A 14,299-nucleotide genomic window follows, 5' to 3' on the forward strand; every position below is an offset into this window, starting at 1 on the left:
CGCAAGTCCCTCCGGGTCGGGTGGGGCGCCGGACCGGGAGGGCACCGTCTGCAGGCCGGGGCAGGCCGGACGGGATTCTTGTGCTGCGACAGATCAAGCCACCGCAGCGAATTGAGCTTTCAAAGCAGCGTCAGCTGCAGCTGGTCCTTTCCGGCGGAAACGAACTGGTCGGTCCGAAGCGCACGCCGTTCGACATTGAGGCCGAGCCGCTTGGCGGTGATCTCGAAACGCCGGCCGATCTGCCAGGCGTAGGGACCGGCACCCTTCATGCGCTTGCCCCATTCCGAATCGTAATCCTTGCCATCACGCATCGAACGGATCAGCGACATCACGTGGCGGTAGCGGTCGGGATAGTGGCGCAGCAGCCAGTCCTTGAAGATCGGGCTCACCTCCAGCGGCAGGCGCAGGATGACGTAACCCGCCTCGCGCGCGCCGGCCGCGCGTGCCGAATCGAGGATGCGCTCCATCTCTTGGTCGGTCAGGCCGGGGATGATCGGCGCCACCATCACCGAAGCCGGAATGCCGGCATCCGAAAGCTGCCGGATAGCCTCCAGCCGCTTGGTCGGCGTCGATGCGCGTGGCTCCATCGTTCTGGCCAGCATGCGGTCGAGCGTCGTCACCGACAGCGCCACCTTGGCCAGCCCGCGCTCGGCCATGCGCGAAAGAATATCGATGTCGCGCGTCACCAGGGCGGACTTGGTGACGATGCCGACCGGATGGCCGCGTGCTTCCAGCACCTCGAGGATCTCGCGCATGATACGGTATTGCTTCTCGATCGGCTGGTAGGGGTCGGTGTTGGTGCCGATGGCGATGGTGCGCGGCTGATAGCCATCCTTCGACAGCTCCTTGTCCAGCAACCGCGCCGCATCCGGCTTGGCGAACAGCTTGGATTCGAAATCGAGACCCGGCGACAGGCCCATGAAACTGTGTGTCGGCCGGGCAAAGCAATAGACGCAGCCGTGCTCGCAGCCGCGATAGGGGTTGATGGAACGGTCGAAGGAAATGTCGGGCGATTCGTTGCGGGTGATGATGGTGCGCGGCTTCTCGACCTGCACTTCGGTCTTGAAGGGCGGCAGTTCCTCCAGAGAATTCCAGCCGTCATCGAAGACATGCCGGCTGACCGGCTCGAACCGCCCGGAAGGATTGATGCCCGCCGACCTGCCGCGATTGCGGTCCGGACGGACGCGCATGCCGCTCTGCTCGATCATTGCATTGGCCATCTCGGCTCTTCCTGCCCCGAAAGCTGCAATGTCGGCGCGCACGATCTGTTCCATTTTCGCCCGCTCCCAGGGACTGTCCATGTTGTGTCGAATCGCTCGGCTCATGAAATTATTCCTATTTAGCCGAAGAGAACAAAGCAAGAACTTTTTATGGTGCGGCGCAAGAACTGGCGCTGTGCGCCGCTTTCCGCTATTCGGCTAATGATGCTCAGCGTTCTCATAGAAACCCGAAATGACGAGGAGGCTCTCGCCCGAACGCTTGCCTCGCTGATTGGCGGCGCGGTCGAGGGCGTGGTGCGCGAAGTGATCGTCTGCGACACGGGTTCGACCGACCAGACGCATCGTGTCGCCGAGCATGCCGGCTGCCATTATGTCGCGAGCGGCGGTGTCGTTGCGGGCATCCGGCAAGCCAAGGGTGAATGGCTGTTGCTGCTGGAGCCGGGTGCGCGGCTGGTGGAGGGCTGGATCGACGAGGTCGTTGCCCACACGGCCAGGCAAACCATGGCAGCGCGATTCTCGCGGGTGCGAGCCAGCCGCGTGCCGTTCCTGGCTCGGGTCTTTTCGGGAAACCGCGCTTTGGCCGACGGACTGGTGATCAGCAAGCAGCAGGCCGCCGCCGCGGCGAAGAATGCGGGCAGCGCCGAGGCCATAGCGCGCGGCCGCGCGACAAAGCGGCTCGACGCCGAGATCTGGGTGGCGTCGGCGAAGCAAGAGCACCGCTCCCCTAAGTGATTTTTTGCAGCTGCTCTGTCTATTGTGCATTGCACAAAATCTGACGCGGGATTAGCCTGCTGTGGAAGCGGGTGGATTGGGTTTGGGTCATGCCGAGTGTTGAGCGCCGATGCGTATCGGTGCCGCTCTCATAGCCGAGGATCCGATGAACCTTTCGACATCAGACAAATCCGGCACTGCGAGCCTCGAGGCAATCGCGCGCGATGGCAGCCTGCTGCGCCGCATCGCCGTGCGCATTCCGACCTATTTGACGGATCTGCGCGAAAATCCCGCCTGGCTGCCGATGTTCGTTTTGGCCCGCACCATGCCTGGGCGCCGGATGCATTGGCTGGGGGCAAAGCGCGTCCGTGCGGCCGACAATGCCGGGGATACTATGTTCGCCGGCATCGAGCGCGCCGCGGTGGTCGAAGCGCTGCGCTCCGAAGGGCTGTTTTCAGGCCTGGTCCTGCCGCCGGCGATCCACGAAGAGATCGCGGATTTCGCCCGGCGCACGCCTTGTTTCGGTAATTTCGATCGCCGCCTCGAATTCATGCCGGGTGAACATGCCGAGGCCGAGAAGCGCTTTGGCCGCTCGCTGCTCAGCGGTCATTATTTCGAACGCACACTCGACTGCGATGCAGCCCGCGCCATCCAGCGCGATCCGCTGCTTCTCGACATCGCCGCGCATTATCTCGGCGGCCAGGCAAAACTGATCACGACGCGCGTCTGGTGGAGTTTTCCGACCGGCGAGGCCTCGGACGCCGACAAGAACCTTGCCTCGCTCGGCAAGTATCATTTCGACCTCGACGACTGGCGCATGCTGAAATTCTTCTTCTATCTCAAGCCCGTCGACGCAGACACCGGTCCGCATGTCTATGTCCGGGGCAGCCACAAGCGCCGTGCCCTCAAGCACCAGCTCACCCTTCTGGTCGGTCATTCCGCGCAAGAGGTTCTGGATGTCTATGGCGAGCAGAGCCCGGTGACGCTGACCGGCGAAGCGGGCCTCGGCTTCGTCGAGGACCCGTTCGGTTTCCACATGGGCACAGTGCCGGCGCGCACACCGAGGCTGATGATGGAAGTCGGCTTCGGCGTATCGCCGCCATCACGCCGGCGGTTTCATGGGGAACCTGTCATCCGCTGAAAGAGAACTATTCGAAGCTCACCTCGACAGGCATCCAGCGCGCGCGGCGCCTGGCTTGTCGCTGCACTTTGCTTTCCGTATCGAAATCCACGGGGATCGGCTGCTGACTGAACCGTCCTTGGTTGTCCAGGGCGTTGATGATGACGATCGCCCTGGCGTCGGTATCCTCTCCGGCGATCGCGGCGACATAGACGCCGCATTCCCCGCAGATCAAATAGTCGGCCGTGCTCAGTCCGAACCGGTATCTGCGCAATCGCGCGCTGTCTTTGACCGAGATGATCAGCCTGCCGTCCGGATCGGCAACGGCGCGCGAACCATGTTTGACGCAGAACGAGCACTGGCAGGCGCGAACTTCGATTTGCGACGGGTCGAGCCCGGCGGAAAATCCGAGGCGTATGTTGCCGCAATGGCATCCGCCAGTATGCGTGGTCATCGTATCTGCCTTGTCGTGAACGGCGATGATCGCCTTCAGGCAGGATACTTTTCCGGGGTCCGGTGCGGAATGGCGTTTCGAAGGCGCCGGTACCGTTCTGCCTGGCAAACACGACGCGAAACCGGTGCCTTGCCTCGGCTTTTACGGAGCCGATTTTCCGCGCCGCAGATGCTCGTCCAGGCGCGGCATGATCTCGACGAAGTTGCACGGCATGTGCCGGTAATCGAGCTGTGCCTTCAGGATGCCGTCCCAGGCGTCCTTGCAGGCGCCGGGCGAGCCTGGCAGCACGAAGACGAAAGTGGCGTTGACGACGCCGCCGGTCGCCCGGCTCTGGATCGTCGAGGTGCCGATCTTGTCGTAGGAGATGCGATGGAACACTTCCGAAAAGCCGTCCATGCGCTTTTCGAAGATCGGCTCCAGCGCTTCCGGCGTCACGTCGCGCCCGGTGAAGCCGGTGCCGCCGGTGGTGATCACGACATCGATCGCCGCGTCCTTGGACCAGCCAAGCACCTTGTCGCGGATTTTTTCGCGGTCATCGGTGACGATATCGCGGGCGGCAAGGATATGGCCGGCCTCGGTGATGCGGTCGGCCAGCGTCTGGCCGGATTTGTCGTCGGCAAGGCCGCGTGTGTCCGACACGGTCAGCACCGCGATGCGCACGGGAATGAAGGAGCGGCTCTCGTCAATTCTGGCCATCAGCTCCCTCCGATGCGATGCTGCGCGTAGCCGCGACGAACCAGTCGGGCTGGCGGGTGCGGATTTCTGCGGCCGCCCGCTTGGCCACATTGCCGGTCTCGAACAGGCCGAAGCATGTCGCGCCCGACCCGGACATTCGCGAAAAACCCGATCCAGCCTTGTTCAGCCATGAAAGCGCCCTGCCTATGGCAGGCTGTATCGCCAGCGCTGCCGGCTCGAGATCGTTGCGGGTGACTTCCAGCCAGTTGCGCAGGCTGTGAAAATCGATGCTGCGCGGCAGCGGCGGCAGGCCTTCATTGTCGCGCCGCGACAGCGCGTTGAATATCTCGGCCGTCGAGACCGGCGTGCCCGGATTGACCAGAACCAGCCCCAGTGTTGAAAAATCCGGCACCATCGACAGCTCGTCGCCAATGCCGCGCGCGACCAGCGGCTTTGCCGCCAGGCACATCGGCACGTCGGCGCCAAGCGAGACGCCGATCCGCGCCAGCTCGGCGCCATCGATGTCCAGGGCCCAGGTCGACGCCAGCCCGCGCAGCACCGCCGCCGCGTCGCTCGAGCCGCCGCCGACGCCGGAGGCAACCGGCAGGTTCTTTTCGAGCCTGATGGCGACCGGTGGTGTTCTCTCGGCCCCGGCCGCCCTGCGCAGGGCATCACGCGCCTTGAGCACCAGATTGCTGGCATCGAGAGGAACCGCCGGCGCGTAGCGGCCAGACACGGTGAAATCATCGCTGTCGGCGAGCGCGATCTCGACCCGGTCGCCAAAACGCGTGAACACCGCCAGGCTCTCGATCAGATGATAGCCGTCCGGGCGCCTGCCTGTGACATGCAGGGCAAGATTGATCTTGGCATGCGCAGGCCAAGTGCGCGCACCGATGACGGTGTCCGCAGCGTCTGATGTATGCGGGATGATGCTCAGTCCTTGGCCAGCCGGTATTCGCCGGTCTTCGGATCCTTGACCAGCGTTCCCATCGCGCCGTTCGCCGCCTGCTTTTCGGTGCGTCGCACCTTGGCCGTCACGCGTTCGGCTTCCCGCACGAAGGTGCGGTAGCCGAAATAGGCGGCGACGCCAACGACGGTGAAGAAAATGATCTGCGGCATGTCAAAACTCCTCCCACGCTGGGCCGGCAAAGGCGGCCGGTCGGGTCGGTTGATGCATGTCGCCCAAAAGTGGATCCGGTTTTTGGAAAACGACATGCGTAAGGCTTCACCCACTCATGCTAGACGGTTTTGCCCGGTTTTCAAAGCCCGAAGCGAGCCCACAGCGCGCGCTCTTCCGCCGCATCGATGACGCCGCTGGCGGCAGCCGCGGCAATATCGGGCGCCGAAAAGCCCTTGCTCGAGCCAAACAGACCGAAGCGGCTGAGGAAACCGCGCGGCGCCGTGATCAGCCTGAGCTGGGTTTTCGACCCGAACCGGGTTTTCAGCACCGTGCGCATGTCGCCGAGCGCATCGACCAGGCCGAGTTCGAGCCCCTTCTTGCCGGTCCAGAACAGCCCGGTGAACAGGTCGGGATCGTCTTTCAGCTTGGTGCCGCGCCGCTCCTTGACGAGATCGATGAAGGTGTCGTGTACCTCGAGCTGCAGCGCCTTCAGGCGCTCGACGTCTTCCTTCTTCTCAGGCTTGAACGGATCGAGCACGGCCTTGTTCTGGCCGGCGGTGTGGACACGGCGTTCGACGCCGATCTTCTTCATCAATTCCGGGAAACCGAACGAGGCCGAGACCACGCCGATCGAACCGACGATCGACGACGGATCGGCGAAAATCTCGTCGCCGGCGGCCGCGATCATGTAACCGCCCGATGCCGCGACGTCCTCGACAAAGACCAGTACCTTCCTGTTCTTTTCCGTCGCCAGGTCGCGGATACGCTTGAAGATCAGCCGCGACTGCACCGGCGAACCTCCCGGCGAATTGATCGAGACGGCAACCGCCGGCGCGTCGAAGGAAAATGCCTTCTCGATGAGACCGGCGGTGGAGGCCAGCGACAGGTTCTGCCGGAACTGGCCGCCCGACATGATCGTCCCGTGCAGCCGGATGACCGGAATGGTGACGACGGTGGAGCGCCAGGATTTCGGCAGCAGGCGGTTGAAAAGACGTTTCACGATGGCGCGGTCTCCGGTCGATGGGTTGCAGGCATGTAGGGATTCCCTGGCCAACGGCAATGTGGGGGCCAAGAATAGCTCAGTCTCCGAACAGCGAGGCGAGACCGTTGGTGATCATTTCGCTGCGCTCGTCAGGCCCGTGGCCCGATTGCGCATGAAGCATCAGGGGAGGGCGGATGGCGAGTTTTCCACGCGCTCCGAGCGTTGCCCGCACGACGATGCGGATCGCCGCAGCGTCGGGGCGAGGATGCACGGCGAGCAGCTCGGCATCGCCGAAACGGCCAGCGAGGGCGTCGAGAATGGGGCCGAGCTGTTCGGGCCGCGCGATGACGGCAAGCCCGCCGCGCGGCCTGACCACCGCCGCGGCACTTCGGATCCAGCTCTCGAACAGCCCGTCCTCCATGACATGCGCTTCCTTTCTCAGGCGATCGGGCGTGGCCCGGTCGCGTGCGGCATTGAAGGGGGGGTTCATGATGACGAAGTCGAAGTCATTGTCTGCGAGGCCGGCCGCCGCCCGAGCCCGGCCCGACACCGTGACATCGGCGACGAGGACGGACGCGCGATCGCTGAGATGCGCGTTGCCGGGGTGGGCAAGGGTGGCAGCCGCGAAGGCCGCCATTTCCGGCGCGCGTTCGACAAGCACGGCCTCGGCGGCCGGGCAGCGCGACAGCACCGCCAGGCCGGCGGCCCCGGCTCCAGCGCCGAAATCGGCGAGACGTCCGCCAAACGAGGATGGCACGGACGCCGCCAGCATCATCGCGTCCATGCCGGCGCGATGGCCGCCATGCTTGGGCTGCACGAGCCAGAAGCGGCCGCGATGGAAGGCGTCGACCGTGTGGGCCGGCGTGTCCGGGGCAAGGGCGGCTGGCGCGGCGGACATTATTTTCCGCGGATCTCGTTGGCGATGCCGGCGTCGGTCAGAATGCGCCGTGCGGCGTCGGCCTGGTCGGCGTCGACCATGATGCGTCGCGGCAGGATGCCGAGCGAACCGTCGAGCACGCTCATGTTCTGGTCGGCGACGAAGCAGCCGATGCCGGCGTCGCGCATCAGCGATTCGACAAAGGAAATGATGACGGCGTCGTTGGTGCGGATGAGCTCTATCATCGTGTGAAACTCGCAGCTTGCGCTATTGATGTAAACGGGCAGGGAATTCCGTGGCAAAGCAGAGCCCACTTCGGCATCGGTTGACACGCTGTCGTTGCCGCCGCGCCAATTCGCCACTTGCCGTGGCGGTGTCTGCCGCCCTAGAGTCCGTGCCGGGACTAAGGGTGCCGTCGCACGCGTTATACCAAGACGGGAGTGATTGTCGTGGGTGTCGTTCTCAACATTGAAAACGGGAAGCGGGAGCCCGCCTCCATCAAGGATCTGATCGATCTGACGGCGGCCGATATGGGGCGCGTCAACGAATTGATCCTGTCCAAGGCCGGCTCCGATGTCGAGATGATCCCGGAGGTTGCCAACCATCTGATCTCGTCTGGCGGCAAGCGGCTGCGGCCGATGCTGACGCTCGCCGCGGCCCAGATGTTCGGCTATGTGGGCGAGGGGCACGTCAAGCTCGCAACGTCGGTCGAGTTCATGCACACCGCGACTTTGCTGCACGACGATGTCGTCGACGAGAGCGGCATGCGTCGCGGCAAGAAGACCGCCCGCATGATCTGGGGCAACCAGGCGAGCGTCCTGGTCGGGGATTTCCTGCTAGGCCAGGCCTTCCGCATGATGGTCGATGTCGGCTCGCTCGAAGCGCTCGACATCCTGTCGAGCGCCGCCTCGATCATCGCCGAGGGCGAGGTGATGCAGCTTGCCGCCGCCAAGAACCTCGAGACCACCGAGGATGAACATTTCGCGGTCATCAAGGCCAAGACCGCGGCGCTGTTTTCCGCCGCCGCCGAGGTCGGCCCCGTCATTGCCCAGGCGACCCGCAACGACCGCGCGGCACTGCGCTCCTACGGCATGAATCTCGGTCTTGCCTTCCAGCTGATCGACGATGCGCTGGACTATGGCGGCACCAGCAAGGACCTGGGCAAGAATGTCGGCGACGATTTCCGTGAGGGCAAGGTGACCTTGCCGGTCATTCTCGCCTATCGGCGCGGCACCAAGGCCGAGCGCACCTTCTGGAAGCGCGCCATCGAGGACAATGTCGTCGATGATGCCGGCCTGGAAAAGGCGATCGGCCTGATGACCCGCCACGGCGCGATCGCCGACACGATCGGGCGCGCCAGCCATTTCGGCGAGATCGCCCGCGACGCCCTGGCGCCGCTGGAAGCGACGCCGCAGAAATCGGCGCTGATCGACGTCATCGATTTCTGCATCAGCCGGGTGAACTGAAAAGCGCAGCCGCGCCTGTCCGGCGCGGCTGACGAGGACGCCTACTCAAGAAGGCAATCCGCCGAATCCCGGTCCAACCGTCTCGACAAGCTGCCTTGCCGCAAATTATCTATAAAAAATGGCAAAGGGCACAGACGACACCATCGCCGTCCGCATCAGCAAGGCACTGGCGGATAGGATCATCTCGGGCGCGATAGAGCCTGGAGCTCGGCTTCGGCAGGATCATGTCGCCGAGGAATTCAACACCAGCCATGTTCCCGTACGCGAGGCCTTCCGTCGCCTCGAGGCGCAAGGGTTGGCCGTCAGCGAGCCACGCCGTGGCGTGCGCGTGGCGGCTTTCGATCTGGGCGAGGTCAAGGAGGTCGCCGAAATGCGGGCCGCGCTCGAAGTTCTGGCGCTGCGCCATGCCGCGCCGCACCTGACGTCAGCCATTCTCGATCTGGCCGAGGAAGCGACCAAGGCCGGCGACAAGTCCCGCGATGTCAGGTCGTGGGAAGAAGCCAACCGCGCCTTTCACCGGTTGATCCTGGCGCCGTGCGGCATGCCGCGCCTGCTCGCCACCATCGACGATCTGCACGCCGCGAGCGCCCGCTTCCTGTTCGCCGCATGGCGTTCGGAGTGGGAAGCACGCACCGACCAGGACCACCGGGCGATATTGACCGCCTTGCGGCAGGGAAACACCGAATCGGCGGCAGTGACGCTGGGGCGGCATGTCCAATGGATTGGCCGCAAGCCCGTCAAGACGGCCTCCGGGGCGACGCGCGAGGCCTTTGCCATCGTGGGCTAGGCGGCCTTTGCAAAGGGAAGGCTTGCTATCTCCAGGGAATTGTGGATTCGATAATAGATCGAAAACAGAAATTATCTATAATTTTAGATCGATCGAAGGAATCCCAATGGCAAACATCGCATTCACCTCCCGCAAGCCTTCTTTCAGCCCGCTCAGGCTCCAGGATCGCGCTCTCGGCTGGCAGGTCGGAGCCGTCGTGCTCGGCACGCTGTTCCTGGCGTTGTCGTCCTACATTGAAGTGCCGATGGTGCCGGTTCCGGTGACCATGCAGACTTTCGCCGTGACGCTCATTGGCGCGCTCTATGGCTGGCGGCTTGGTGCGGTTACCATCGCGGCATGGCTGGTCGAGGGCGCGGCGGGCTTTCCGGTCCTGGCCGGAGGCGCTGCCGGCGTACAGCATTTCGTCGGGCCGACGGGCGGCTATCTCTTCGCCTTCCCGATCACCGACGCGCTTGTCGGCTGGCTGGCCGAACGCGGCTGGAACGGCAACAGGGTGGTGCTCGCCTTTGCCGCCATGCTGCTCGGCAACCTTGCCTGCCTGGTTCTGGGCACGGCGTGGCTTGCCGTCATGATCGGCGCGGAAAAGGCCATTACTTTCGGTTTCCTGCCGTTCATCGTCGGCGGACTGCTCAAGTCGGCGCTCGGTGCTGCGACACTCAAGCTGTTTTCGGGCTACAAGCCGGAGCCGAGCGATCTCAGGCTGTAAGAATACATGACCATAAGGCTGCGCGCCCATCACCTCCTTTGCCTGCTCACCTATGTGGGCAAGGGATACAGCCCCGCCTTCACCGCCAACTACGACGGGATCGCGGAGCGCCTGAGCCGGGGCGAGGACATCCTGATCGTTTCCGGCCCTGACGACGTCTGCGCGCCGTTGCTCGACGAGCCGCAACCGCACTGCCTGCGCGAGAGCGCGGTGGAGCGGGACCGGCTCGCGGCGGCGGATGTGGAGGAATTGCTGGCGCGGCCAATCCGGATCGGCGCCCGCCTCGACCTCGACGCCGCGATCCTGGCCCGGATGCGGCAGGCGTTTTCGGCTGGCCCCGTGCGCAAGGCCTGCGGCGGCTGCGAATGGAACGAGCTGTGCAGCGCGGTCGCGGCCGGTGGGTATCGCGATACGCGCGTGCAGCGGTCCGCCTTGGCGGGCAAACGCTGATCGTGGCGACATAGTCTCGGTGGTTCGAATCTGTGCTATATTCGGCTCCGCCAGCGCCATGGCGGAAATTCGAGGCGGAAAACTGTCTCTTGCCGCCATGGTTTGTTAATCGGGTGACCCGATTGTGAATTTGAGGCGGATTGAAGCGTGACCCCAAAAAGGCCATGCTTTGCCCGGAAAGATCGAGTCTACGTCGATCCCGCTGACGCGGAGATGACGCCTGGCTGAAAGGGATACGATGCAGCAAGGACGTGCGCGCTGGCTGACAAGGCTGGCAATTGTGGCAGGCATGGCGATCTCGGCTCTGCCGGCCCATGCCAAGCAAACCACCGAACCGGTCAAGATCACGTCTTTCTCGGGGGCCTATCTGGCCGCGCGGATCGCCGAAGGCGACAACGACCTCGACAGCGCCATAGCCTACTACAAGCAGGCCTTGGCCTTTGACCCGAGCGACACCGGCCTGCAGCAGAGCCTGATGCTGTCGCTGATCGCTCAAGGCCGCTTCGACGAATCCCTGGTCTATGCGGACAAGCTCAAGGAAGTTCCCGATGTCGAGCGCTTCTCACGCCTGGCACTGGCCGTCGATTCCTTCCACAAGAAGGATTTCACCAAGGCGCAGTACTGGCTCAAGCTGTCGCTGGAATCCGACCTCGACCGGCTGATCTCCGGGGTGATGTCCGGCTGGGCCGAACAAGGCGCCGGCCAGGCCAGCGATGCGATGGCTTCGATCGACAAGCTCCAGGGGCCGGATTGGTTCGGCCTGTTCAAGTCGTTCCACCGTGCGCTCATCGCCGATGCGTCGAACATGCCTGAAAAGGCCGAGGCGATCTACGCCGCGACGATGCAGGATACGACCGCAGGCGGCGCTGCTCCCGAAACCTGGATGCGCAACGCCCAGGCTTATGCGTCGTTCCTGGCCCGCAAGGGCGACAAGGCCAAGGCTCTGTCGGTGCTCGATCAGGCCGAAGCGTTTTCGCCGGGCAAGCTGGAAATCGTCGCTTTGCGCAACAAGATCACCAAGGGCGACAAGATTGCGCCCTTCGTCGCCAGTCCGTCCGACGGCGCTTCCGAGATTCTGCTCGATCTCGCCACCGCGCTCAACCGCGGCGGCGGCGAACCGTTCGTCCGCCTCTACCTGCAATATGCGCTGGCCTTGAAACCCGACAGCGACGCCGCTCTCGTGCAGCTCGCTGCTGTCTCCGAGCAGCTGAAGGACGGCGAGGGCGCCATCGCGCTCTATCGGCGCATCCCCGCCTCTTCGCCGTTGAAAGAGCTTTCCGACCTGCAGCTCGGCCTCAACCTTGCCGATCTCGACCGCCATGACGAGGCGATCACGCATCTGAAGGCCTTCGTCGAGGCTCATCCCGACGACATGCGCGCCTACCTGGCGCTTGGCGGCGTCTATTCCTCGAAGGATGATTTCCGCTCTGCCGCCACTCTCTACGACAAGGCTGTCGAGGTGCTGAAGACGCCGACCGCCGCCAACTGGAACATCTTCTATCAGCGCGGCATCGCCTATGAGCGGCTGAAGGAATGGCCAAAAGCCGAGCCGAATTTCCGCAAGGCGCTGGAGCTTTTCCCCGACCAGCCGCAGGTGCTGAACTATCTCGGCTATTCCTGGGTCGACATGAACACGAACCTCAAGGAAGGCCTCGCGATGATCCAGAAGGCCGTCGACCTCAGGCCAAGCGACGGTTACATCGTCGATTCGCTGGGTTGGGCCTATTTCCGCATGGGCAGGTTCGATGATGCGGTGCGCGAAATGGAACGTGCCGTGTCGCTGAAGCCGGAGGATCCGGTACTGAACGACCATTTGGGCGATGCCTACTGGCGCGTCGGCCGCAAGCTGGAAGCCACCTTCCAGTGGAACCAGGCCCGCGACCTGAAGCCGGATCCCGATGTGCTGGCCACCTTGCAGCAGAAGTTGATGAAGGGCTTGCCGCCGATCGAATCCAACACGGCGCAGGAAACCCCGAAGGTCAAGCCCGAGCCAGTCCCCGCCCCGAAAGGATGAAGCCGGCTTTATGAATGCGAACGGGGCTCTTCGGAGCCCCGTTTTCGTTTGGATCGATGGTGTATCCGTCCAGACAGGCGCCGATGCGCTCGGAATTGCCTCAGAACATCTTCCGGTAGACGACGAAGCCGGAGCGTTCGCCGACCTTGTCATAGAGCTTCATCGCCGTGTGGTTTGTTTCGTGCGTCAGCCAGTACACCCGGCCGGAACCGGCGGCCTGGGCGCGTTCGTAGACACCCTCTATCAGCGCCCGGCCGATGCCTTTTCCACGCGAGGCCTGCATGGTGAAAAGGTCCTGCAGATAGCAATTCGGCGCGATCGCCGTGGTGCTGCGGTGGAAGAGGTAGTGGACGAGGCCGAGGAGTTGTCCCCCGCTGTCGGCGACCAGCGCATGGACCGGCTCATAGGCATCGAAGAAGCGGGACCACGTCATCGCGGTGATCTCACTTGCCAGGGCCGTCTCATCCGAGCGGCCATAAAATGCGTTGTAGCCGTGCCAAAGCGGCAGCCATTGCTCGAAATCCTGGCGGGTGACGGGACGGATGGCGATCGGGCTGGGCATGGCGGAACCTGTTGTCGTTGACACGGGGTGGTCCAAGTATCGAACAGACCTCGGGCTTTCATGGCCGGCAATGGGCCAGCCGCTCGCAATGCGTTCAACATCGTCCCGCGCGCTCCGGCGATCGGTGCCGACGCGCCTTGCTTGACGCTTCGCCGCCGGGTCTCTAGGACGTGGCGGCAAGCTAGCCTTTGCTGTCGAGGCCACCGTGACCGTTGAAATCCCCGCCCATATGCACCCCAGCCGCTCGTTCCAGGGGCTGATCCTGACCTTGCACAACTACTGGGCGGCCTATGGCTGCGTCATCCTGCAGCCATACGATATGGAAGTCGGCGCCGGCACGTTTCATCCGGCAACGACGCTGCGGGCGCTCGGACCCAGGCGCTGGAACGCTGCCTACGTCCAGCCTTCGCGCCGTCCCAAGGATGGCCGCTATGGTGAGAACCCGAACCGGCTGCAGCATTATTACCAGTATCAGGTCATCCTGAAGCCGAATCCGCCGAACCTGCAGGAGCTCTATCTCGGCTCGCTGGTGGCGATCGGCGTCGATCCGCTGCTGCACGACATCCGCTTCGTCGAGGACGACTGGGAAAGCCCGACGCTGGGCGCCTGGGGACTCGGCTGGGAATGCTGGTGCGACGGCATGGAAGTGTCGCAGTTCACCTATTTCCAGCAGGTCTGCGGCATCGAATGCGCACCGGTGGCCGGCGAACTCACCTACGGGCTGGAGCGGCTGGCCATGTATGTGCAGGGCGTCGACAATGTCTACGACCTCAACTTCAACGGCCGCGAGGGCACCGACAAGGTGACCTATGGCGATGTCTTCCTGCAGGCCGAGCAGGAATACTCGCGTCACAATTTCGAATACGCCAACACGGCGATGCTGCTCAGGCATTTCGAGGATGCCGAGGCCGAATGCAAGGCGCTGCTCGATGCCGGTGCGCCAGCGTCGAACGACAATCTGCCGATGCACAGGATGGTCTTCCCGGCCTACGACCAGTGCATCAAGGCCAGCCATGTCTTCAACTTGCTCGACGCGCGCGGCGTGATTTCGGTCACCGAACGGCAGAGCTACATCTTGCGGGTGCGCAATCTGGCCAAGGCCTGCGGCGAGGCGTTTCTGAAGACCCAGGCCGGCGGACTGGCGGCCTGAGTTTC

17 protein-coding genes are annotated in these 14,299 nt (G+C 63.8%); 8 read left to right on the forward strand and 9 right to left on the reverse strand.

Annotation, left to right across the window (positions count from 1 at the left end; genetic code table 11):
- Window positions 1-119 precede the first annotated feature (119 nt).
- Window positions 120-1,274, reverse strand: coding sequence for a PA0069 family radical SAM protein (locus OOJ09_RS02265; RefSeq protein WP_143019402.1), 1,155 nt, complete (start codon window positions 1,272-1,274; stop codon window positions 120-122).
- A gap of 150 nt (window positions 1,275-1,424) precedes the next feature.
- On the opposite strand from OOJ09_RS02265, the gene OOJ09_RS02270 reads away from it, so the two are divergent.
- Window positions 1,425-1,952, forward strand: a complete 528-nt coding sequence (locus OOJ09_RS02270) for a glycosyltransferase (RefSeq protein ID WP_269903631.1) — start codon at window positions 1,425-1,427, stop codon at window positions 1,950-1,952.
- 145 nt (window positions 1,953-2,097) lie between these two features.
- A complete protein-coding gene (locus OOJ09_RS02275; RefSeq protein WP_269904047.1) occupies window positions 2,098-3,072 on the forward strand; it encodes a hypothetical protein in 975 nt (324 codons plus the stop codon).
- Between the two features lie 7 nt (window positions 3,073-3,079).
- Here the strand turns inward: OOJ09_RS02275 and OOJ09_RS02280 are convergent, their stop codons facing one another.
- The 7 genes from OOJ09_RS02280 to OOJ09_RS02310 all read right to left on the reverse strand — a co-directional run bounded on the left by OOJ09_RS02280 (window position 3,080) and on the right by OOJ09_RS02310 (window position 7,404).
- Entirely contained in the window at window positions 3,080-3,505 is a 426-nt protein-coding gene (locus OOJ09_RS02280) for a GFA family protein (protein ID WP_269903632.1), read from the reverse strand.
- A gap of 141 nt (window positions 3,506-3,646) precedes the next feature.
- Window positions 3,647-4,201: a molybdenum cofactor biosynthesis protein B gene (gene moaB / locus OOJ09_RS02285; protein ID WP_269903633.1), complete on the reverse strand. Its 555-nt coding sequence runs from the start codon at window positions 4,199-4,201 to the stop codon at window positions 3,647-3,649.
- The gene (locus tag OOJ09_RS02290) at window positions 4,188-5,108 is read right to left on the reverse strand and encodes a 4-(cytidine 5'-diphospho)-2-C-methyl-D-erythritol kinase (RefSeq protein WP_269904048.1); all 921 of its coding nucleotides are present in this window, start codon (window positions 5,106-5,108) and stop codon (window positions 4,188-4,190) included. Before OOJ09_RS02290 ends, moaB begins: the two co-directional genes overlap by 14 nt.
- 5 nt (window positions 5,109-5,113) lie before the next feature.
- A complete protein-coding gene (locus OOJ09_RS02295; RefSeq protein ID WP_013896713.1) occupies window positions 5,114-5,299 on the reverse strand; it encodes a membrane protein in 186 nt (61 codons plus the stop codon).
- A 140-nt stretch (window positions 5,300-5,439) separates the two neighbouring features.
- Window positions 5,440-6,300, reverse strand: a complete 861-nt coding sequence (locus OOJ09_RS02300) for a S49 family peptidase (RefSeq protein ID WP_269903634.1) — start codon at window positions 6,298-6,300, stop codon at window positions 5,440-5,442.
- A 79-nt stretch (window positions 6,301-6,379) separates the two neighbouring features.
- On the reverse strand, window positions 6,380-7,180 hold the full coding sequence (locus OOJ09_RS02305) for a tRNA1(Val) (adenine(37)-N6)-methyltransferase (protein WP_269903635.1): 801 nt from the start codon (window positions 7,178-7,180) through the stop codon (window positions 6,380-6,382).
- Window positions 7,180-7,404, reverse strand: coding sequence for a DUF2007 domain-containing protein (locus OOJ09_RS02310; protein WP_091576439.1), 225 nt, complete (start codon window positions 7,402-7,404; stop codon window positions 7,180-7,182). The genes OOJ09_RS02305 and OOJ09_RS02310 overlap by 1 nt, the downstream gene beginning before the upstream one ends.
- Before the next feature lie 204 nt (window positions 7,405-7,608).
- Here OOJ09_RS02310 and OOJ09_RS02315 point away from each other — a divergent pair, with 204 nt between their 5' ends.
- The 5 genes from OOJ09_RS02315 to OOJ09_RS02335 all read left to right on the forward strand — a co-directional run bounded on the left by OOJ09_RS02315 (window position 7,609) and on the right by OOJ09_RS02335 (window position 12,582).
- Window positions 7,609-8,625: a polyprenyl synthetase family protein gene (locus OOJ09_RS02315; RefSeq protein WP_269903636.1), complete on the forward strand. Its 1,017-nt coding sequence runs from the start codon at window positions 7,609-7,611 to the stop codon at window positions 8,623-8,625.
- 118 nt (window positions 8,626-8,743) lie between these two features.
- Window positions 8,744-9,412 carry a GntR family transcriptional regulator gene (locus tag OOJ09_RS02320; RefSeq protein WP_269903637.1) on the forward strand — a complete coding sequence of 223 codons (669 nt, stop codon included), beginning with the start codon at window positions 8,744-8,746 and terminating at the stop codon, window positions 9,410-9,412.
- 106 nt (window positions 9,413-9,518) lie between these two features.
- Window positions 9,519-10,118 carry a biotin transporter BioY gene (locus tag OOJ09_RS02325; protein WP_269903638.1) on the forward strand — a complete coding sequence of 200 codons (600 nt, stop codon included), beginning with the start codon at window positions 9,519-9,521 and terminating at the stop codon, window positions 10,116-10,118.
- A gap of 6 nt (window positions 10,119-10,124) precedes the next feature.
- Window positions 10,125-10,568: a DUF1284 domain-containing protein gene (locus OOJ09_RS02330; protein ID WP_269903639.1), complete on the forward strand. Its 444-nt coding sequence runs from the start codon at window positions 10,125-10,127 to the stop codon at window positions 10,566-10,568.
- Window positions 10,569-10,806: 238 nt separating this feature from the next.
- Window positions 10,807-12,582 carry a tetratricopeptide repeat protein gene (locus tag OOJ09_RS02335; RefSeq protein WP_269903640.1) on the forward strand — a complete coding sequence of 592 codons (1,776 nt, stop codon included), beginning with the start codon at window positions 10,807-10,809 and terminating at the stop codon, window positions 12,580-12,582.
- 100 nt (window positions 12,583-12,682) lie between these two features.
- On the opposite strand, the gene OOJ09_RS02340 is transcribed toward OOJ09_RS02335, so the two are convergent.
- Window positions 12,683-13,144 (reverse strand): GNAT family N-acetyltransferase, encoded by a 462-nt coding sequence (locus tag OOJ09_RS02340; protein WP_269904049.1) that lies wholly within the window; start codon window positions 13,142-13,144, stop codon window positions 12,683-12,685.
- A 229-nt stretch (window positions 13,145-13,373) separates the two neighbouring features.
- On the opposite strand from OOJ09_RS02340, the gene OOJ09_RS02345 reads away from it, so the two are divergent.
- The gene (locus tag OOJ09_RS02345; protein ID WP_269904050.1) at window positions 13,374-14,294 is read left to right on the forward strand and encodes a glycine--tRNA ligase subunit alpha; all 921 of its coding nucleotides are present in this window, start codon (window positions 13,374-13,376) and stop codon (window positions 14,292-14,294) included.
- The last annotated feature ends 5 nt before the right edge of the window (window positions 14,295-14,299 follow it).

It is taken from the genome of Mesorhizobium qingshengii, from assembly GCF_027563465.1.
Taxonomy (GTDB): Bacteria; Pseudomonadota; Alphaproteobacteria; order Rhizobiales; family Rhizobiaceae; genus Mesorhizobium; species Mesorhizobium qingshengii_A.